At 45.9% G+C, this 5,539-nt stretch carries 2 tRNA genes and 2 rRNA genes; all 4 read left to right on the top strand.

Features of this window, described 5'->3' with window-relative positions:
* The first annotated feature begins 520 nt into the window (after positions 1 to 520).
* Positions 521 to 2,034, top strand: a 16S ribosomal RNA gene (locus FDM27_RS15950).
* A gap of 131 nt (positions 2,035 to 2,165) precedes the next feature.
* A tRNA-Ile gene (locus FDM27_RS15955) sits at positions 2,166 to 2,239 on the top strand.
* A 158-nt stretch (positions 2,240 to 2,397) separates the two neighbouring features.
* A tRNA-Ala gene (locus FDM27_RS15960) sits at positions 2,398 to 2,471 on the top strand.
* A gap of 187 nt (positions 2,472 to 2,658) precedes the next feature.
* Positions 2,659 to 5,538: ribosomal RNA gene (locus tag FDM27_RS15965) — 23S ribosomal RNA — on the top strand.
* Together the 16S and 23S rRNA genes with 2 tRNA genes alongside form the textbook arrangement of a ribosomal RNA operon.
* Position 5,539 lies beyond the last annotated feature (1 nt).

Below are 5,539 nucleotides of genomic sequence, written 5' to 3' on the forward strand. Positions count from 1 at the left end.
TTTTCAGTTGATTAAAAAATACTTTCAAAATAGTTTCGAAAAGTTATTGTCAAAACGAATAAAGGTTCTACTTTTGCACCCGCAACAGCGCAGACGTTCTTTAAAATACTGACAAACATTAAATCTAAATTATAGATTTATTTCTAAAAAAAAAGGTTTAAAAAAGTTTGTGAGATTTAAAAACAGATGTTACATTTGCACCCCGCAAAAGCGACAAGTTATTTGAAAAGCTGGTAAGAAATTGAGAAGAAAAGAAGAGTAAGATTTTCTAAAAAAAACTTTAAAAATTTCTTGCGAGATTAAAAAGAAGTTGTACTTTTGCACCCGCTTCGAGAGACATGCTACGGTGTGAATAACGAAGAGAAAAAATAAGAAGAACACGTTCCTAGACATATTGAATTGACAGCCGTCCCGATTAATCGGGACAAAAGAATAAGAGTAATAGAATCGAGAGATTAGAATAAAACCACTAGAACTTCAGTCAAATAATAAATAGTCCGCCACGGCGGACAAACAATATACGATGAAGAGTTTGATCCTGGCTCAGGATGAACGCTAGCGGCAGGCTTAACACATGCAAGTCGAGGGGTATTGGTTTTCGGACCAAGAGACCGGCGCACGGGTGCGTAACGCGTATGCAATCTACCTTTCACAGAGGGATAGCCCAGAGAAATTTGGATTAATACCTCATAGTATAGCAGTTTCGCATGAAACCACTATTAAAGTTCCAACGGTGAAAGATGAGCATGCGTCCCATTAGCTAGATGGTAAGGTAACGGCTTACCATGGCAACGATGGGTAGGGGTCCTGAGAGGGAGATCCCCCACACTGGTACTGAGACACGGACCAGACTCCTACGGGAGGCAGCAGTGAGGAATATTGGTCAATGGACGCAAGTCTGAACCAGCCATGCCGCGTGCAGGATGACGGTCCTATGGATTGTAAACTGCTTTTGTACAGGAAGAAACACTCCTTCGTGAAGGAACTTGACGGTACTGTAAGAATAAGGATCGGCTAACTCCGTGCCAGCAGCCGCGGTAATACGGAGGATCCAAGCGTTATCCGGAATCATTGGGTTTAAAGGGTCCGTAGGCGGTTTAGTAAGTCAGTGGTGAAAGCCCATCGCTCAACGGTGGAACGGCCATTGATACTGCTAGACTTGAATTACTAGGAAGTAACTAGAATATGTAGTGTAGCGGTGAAATGCTTAGAGATTACATGGAATACCAATTGCGAAGGCAGGTTACTACTAGTTTATTGACGCTGATGGACGAAAGCGTGGGTAGCGAACAGGATTAGATACCCTGGTAGTCCACGCCGTAAACGATGGATACTAGCTGTTGGGAGCAATTTCAGTGGCTAAGCGAAAGTGATAAGTATCCCACCTGGGGAGTACGGGCGCAAGCCTGAAACTCAAAGGAATTGACGGGGGCCCGCACAAGCGGTGGAGCATGTGGTTTAATTCGATGATACGCGAGGAACCTTACCAAGGCTTAAATGTAGATTGACCGGTTTGGAAACAGACTTTTCGCAAGACAATTTACAAGGTGCTGCATGGTTGTCGTCAGCTCGTGCCGTGAGGTGTCAGGTTAAGTCCTATAACGAGCGCAACCCCTGTTGTTAGTTGCCATCGAGTCATGTCGGGAACTCTAACGAGACTGCCAGTGCAAACTGTGAGGAAGGTGGGGATGACGTCAAATCATCACGGCCCTTACGCCTTGGGCTACACACGTGCTACAATGGCCGGTACAGAGAGCAGCCACTGGGTGACCAGGAGCGAATCTACAAAGCCGGTCACAGTTCGGATCGGAGTCTGCAACTCGACTCCGTGAAGCTGGAATCGCTAGTAATCGGATATCAGCCATGATCCGGTGAATACGTTCCCGGGCCTTGTACACACCGCCCGTCAAGCCATGGAAGCTGGGGGTGCCTGAAGTCGGTGACCGCAAGGAGCTGCCTAGGGTAAAACTGGTAACTAGGGCTAAGTCGTAACAAGGTAGCCGTACCGGAAGGTGCGGCTGGAACACCTCCTTTCTAGAGCCTTAGTGTTAGCTATATGCACGCTAAGGAAAAAGACGAAAAGAACTATTGGTCATTAATATTGACATTTTATTACTCTTGCTGTTAATTTAAAAAAAAAGAATAAGAATTTAAGTAAAAAACAGAGTCTCGTAGCTCAGCTGGTTAGAGTACTACACTGATAATGTAGGGGTCGGCAGTTCGAGTCTGCCCGGGACTACAAAATTCAAGATTTTAGGATTTAGATTTTAGAATTAAGAAAAAAAAACTGAAAAACTTAAATAAGAAGGAAATTCTAGAAGTTGGAATTCACCAAAAGAAATTAGAAATTCGATTTAGAAATCTAAAATCTGAATTCAAAAATCTAAAATTGAAATTGGGGGATTAGCTCAGCTGGCTAGAGCGCCTGCCTTGCACGCAGGAGGTCAACGGTTCGACTCCGTTATTCTCCACAAAAAAGTACAAAGATATAAGTACAAAGTATCAAGACAATGTCTTAATACTTAATACAAAAATCTTAATACTTATTAAAGTTCATTGACATATTGAGATAAAAAATATTAAAAAGTAGAAAGCGTTTTCTATTATTTATAATAGGAAACAAATAAAACGGTCTTGTTTTAATTAACAAGATTGGTACAATAAGCAAAATAAGGGCGTATGGGGGATGCCTAGGCTCTCAGAGGCGATGAAAGGCGTGATAAGCTGCGAAAAGCTACGGGGATCTGCACACAAGATTTGATCCGTAGATACCTGAATGGGGCAACCCACTATGTTGAAGACATAGTACACCGATAGGTGGGCAAACCCGCTGAACTGAAACATCTAAGTAGGCGGAGGAGAAGAAAACAAAAGTGATTCCGTAAGTAGTGGCGAGCGAACGCGGATTAGCCCAAACCAATGTTGTTACGGCAATGTTGGGGTTGTAGGACCACGACATTTTATGCATGAAGAATTAGAATCTACTGGAAAGTAGAGCCAAAGAGAGTGATAGCCTCGTATAAGTAATGATTGTAATAGATAGTGGTATCCTGAGTAGGGCGGGGCACGTGAAACCCTGTCTGAATTTGGCGGGACCATCCGCTAAGGCTAAATACTCCTGAGAGACCGATAGTGAACCAGTACTGTGAAGGAAAGGTGAAAAGAACCGTGAATAACGGAGTGAAATAGATCCTGAAACCATACGCTTACAAGCGGTCGGAGCCCTTTTGTGGGGTGACGGCGTGCCTTTTGCATAATGAGCCTACGAGTTAACGTTGCTGGCAAGGATAAGTACTTCAGGTATGGATCCGTAGCGAAAGCGAGTCTGAATAGGGCGCTTTAGTCAGTAGTGTTAGACGCGAAACCGTGTGATCTACCCATGGGCAGGTTGAAGCTGTGGTAACACACAGTGGAGGACCGAACCGGTTGACGTTGAAAAGTCTTCGGATGACCTGTGGGTAGGGGTGAAAGGCCAATCAAACTCGGAAATAGCTCGTACTCCCCGAAATGCATTTAGGTGCAGCGCTAGATATAAGTTATATAGAGGTAGAGCTACTGATTGGATGCGGGGGCTTCACCGCCTACCAATTCCTGACAAACTCCGAATGCTATATAATGTTCTCTAGCAGTGAGGGCTTGGGTGCTAAGGTCCAAGTCCGAGAGGGAAAGAACCCAGACCATCAGCTAAGGTCCCCAAATATATGTTAAGTTGAAAGAACGCGGTTTGTCTGCCCAGACAGCTAGGATGTTGGCTTGGAAGCAGCCATTCATTTAAAGAGTGCGTAACAGCTCACTAGTCGAGCGGACGAGCATGGATAATAATCGGGCATAAACATATTACCGAAGCTATGGATTTTGCGCAAGCAAAGTGGTAGGGGAGCATTCCAGCAGGGTTGAAGGTGTATCGTAAGGTATGCTGGACTGGCTGGAAAAGAAAATGTAGGCATAAGTAACGATAATGCGGGCGAGAAACCCGCACACCGAAAGACTAAGGTTTCCACAGCTATGCTAATCAGCTGTGGGTTAGTCGGGACCTAAGGCGAACCCGAAAGGGACAGTCGATGGACCACGGGTTAATATTCCCGTACTACTGTTAACTGTGATGGGGTGACGGAGTGATGAAAGCGCCGCGAACTGACGGAATAGTTCGTTAAAGTACCTAGCTATATTCTCTATAGGCAAATCCGTAGAGAATGGTGAAATACGATAGTACACGGAGACTTCGGTTGAAGTGATAGTGCGCCTAAGGGCTTCCAAGAAAAACCTCTAAACTTCAGGTTAATAGTACCCGTACCGCAAACCGACACAGGTAGTCGAGATGAGAATTCTAAGGTGCTCGAGAGATTCATGGCTAAGGAATTAGGCAAAATAGACCCGTAACTTCGGGAGAAGGGTCGCCCGCCGTAAGGCGGGCCGCAGTGAAGAGGTCCAGGCGACTGTTTATCAAAAACACAGGGCTCTGCAAAATCGTAAGATGAAGTATAGGGCCTGACACCTGCCCGGTGCTGGAAGGTTAAGAGGAGATGTTATCTTCGGAGAAGCATTGAATTGAAGCCCCAGTAAACGGCGGCCGTAACTATAACGGTCCTAAGGTAGCGAAATTCCTTGTCGGGTAAGTTCCGACCTGCACGAATGGTGTAACGATCTGGACACTGTCTCAGCCATGAGCTCGGTGAAATTGTAGTAACGGTGAAGATGCCGTTTACCCGCAGTGGGACGAAAAGACCCTGTGCACCTTTACTATAGCTTAGTATTGACCTTGGATAAATGATGTGTAGGATAGGTTGGAGACTGTGAAGTGGCGTCGCCAGGCGTTGTGGAGTCATTGTTGAAATACAACCCTTTGTTTATCTGAGGCCTAACCCCCAACCGGGGGGACATTGCTTGGTGGGTAGTTTGACTGGGGTGGTCGCCTCCAAAAGAGTAACGGAGGCTTCTAAAGGTTCCCTCAGTACGCTTGGTAACCGTGCGAAGAGTGCAATGGCATAAGGGAGCTTGACTGAGAGACATACAGGTCGATCAGGTACGAAAGTAGAGCATAGTGATCCGGTGGTTCCGCATGGAAGGGCCATCGCTCAAAGGATAAAAGGTACGCCGGGGATAACAGGCTGATCTCCCCCAAGAGCTCATATCGACGGGGGGGTTTGGCACCTCGATGTCGGCTCGTCACATCCTGGGGCTGGAGAAGGTCCCAAGGGTTGGGCTGTTCGCCCATTAAAGTGGCACGCGAGCTGGGTTCAGAACGTCGTGAGACAGTTCGGTCTCTATCTACTGTGGGCGCAAGAAATTTGAGTGGATCTGATTCTAGTACGAGAGGACCGAATTGGACTAACCTCTAGTGTATCTGTTGTCACGCCAGTGGCACTGCAGAGTAGCTACGTTGGGAAGGGATAAGCGCTGAAAGCATATAAGCGCGAAACCCACCACAAGATGAGATTTCTTTTAAAGGTCGTGGGAGATGACCACGTTGATAGGCTATAGGTGTAAAGGCAGTAATGTCATAGCCGAGTAGTACTAATAACCTGTAAGCTTATGTACA

Origin of the sequence: Flavobacterium sp. GSA192 (assembly GCF_006386525.1) — a bacterium.
Classification (GTDB): Bacteria; Bacteroidota; Bacteroidia; order Flavobacteriales; family Flavobacteriaceae; genus Flavobacterium; species Flavobacterium commune.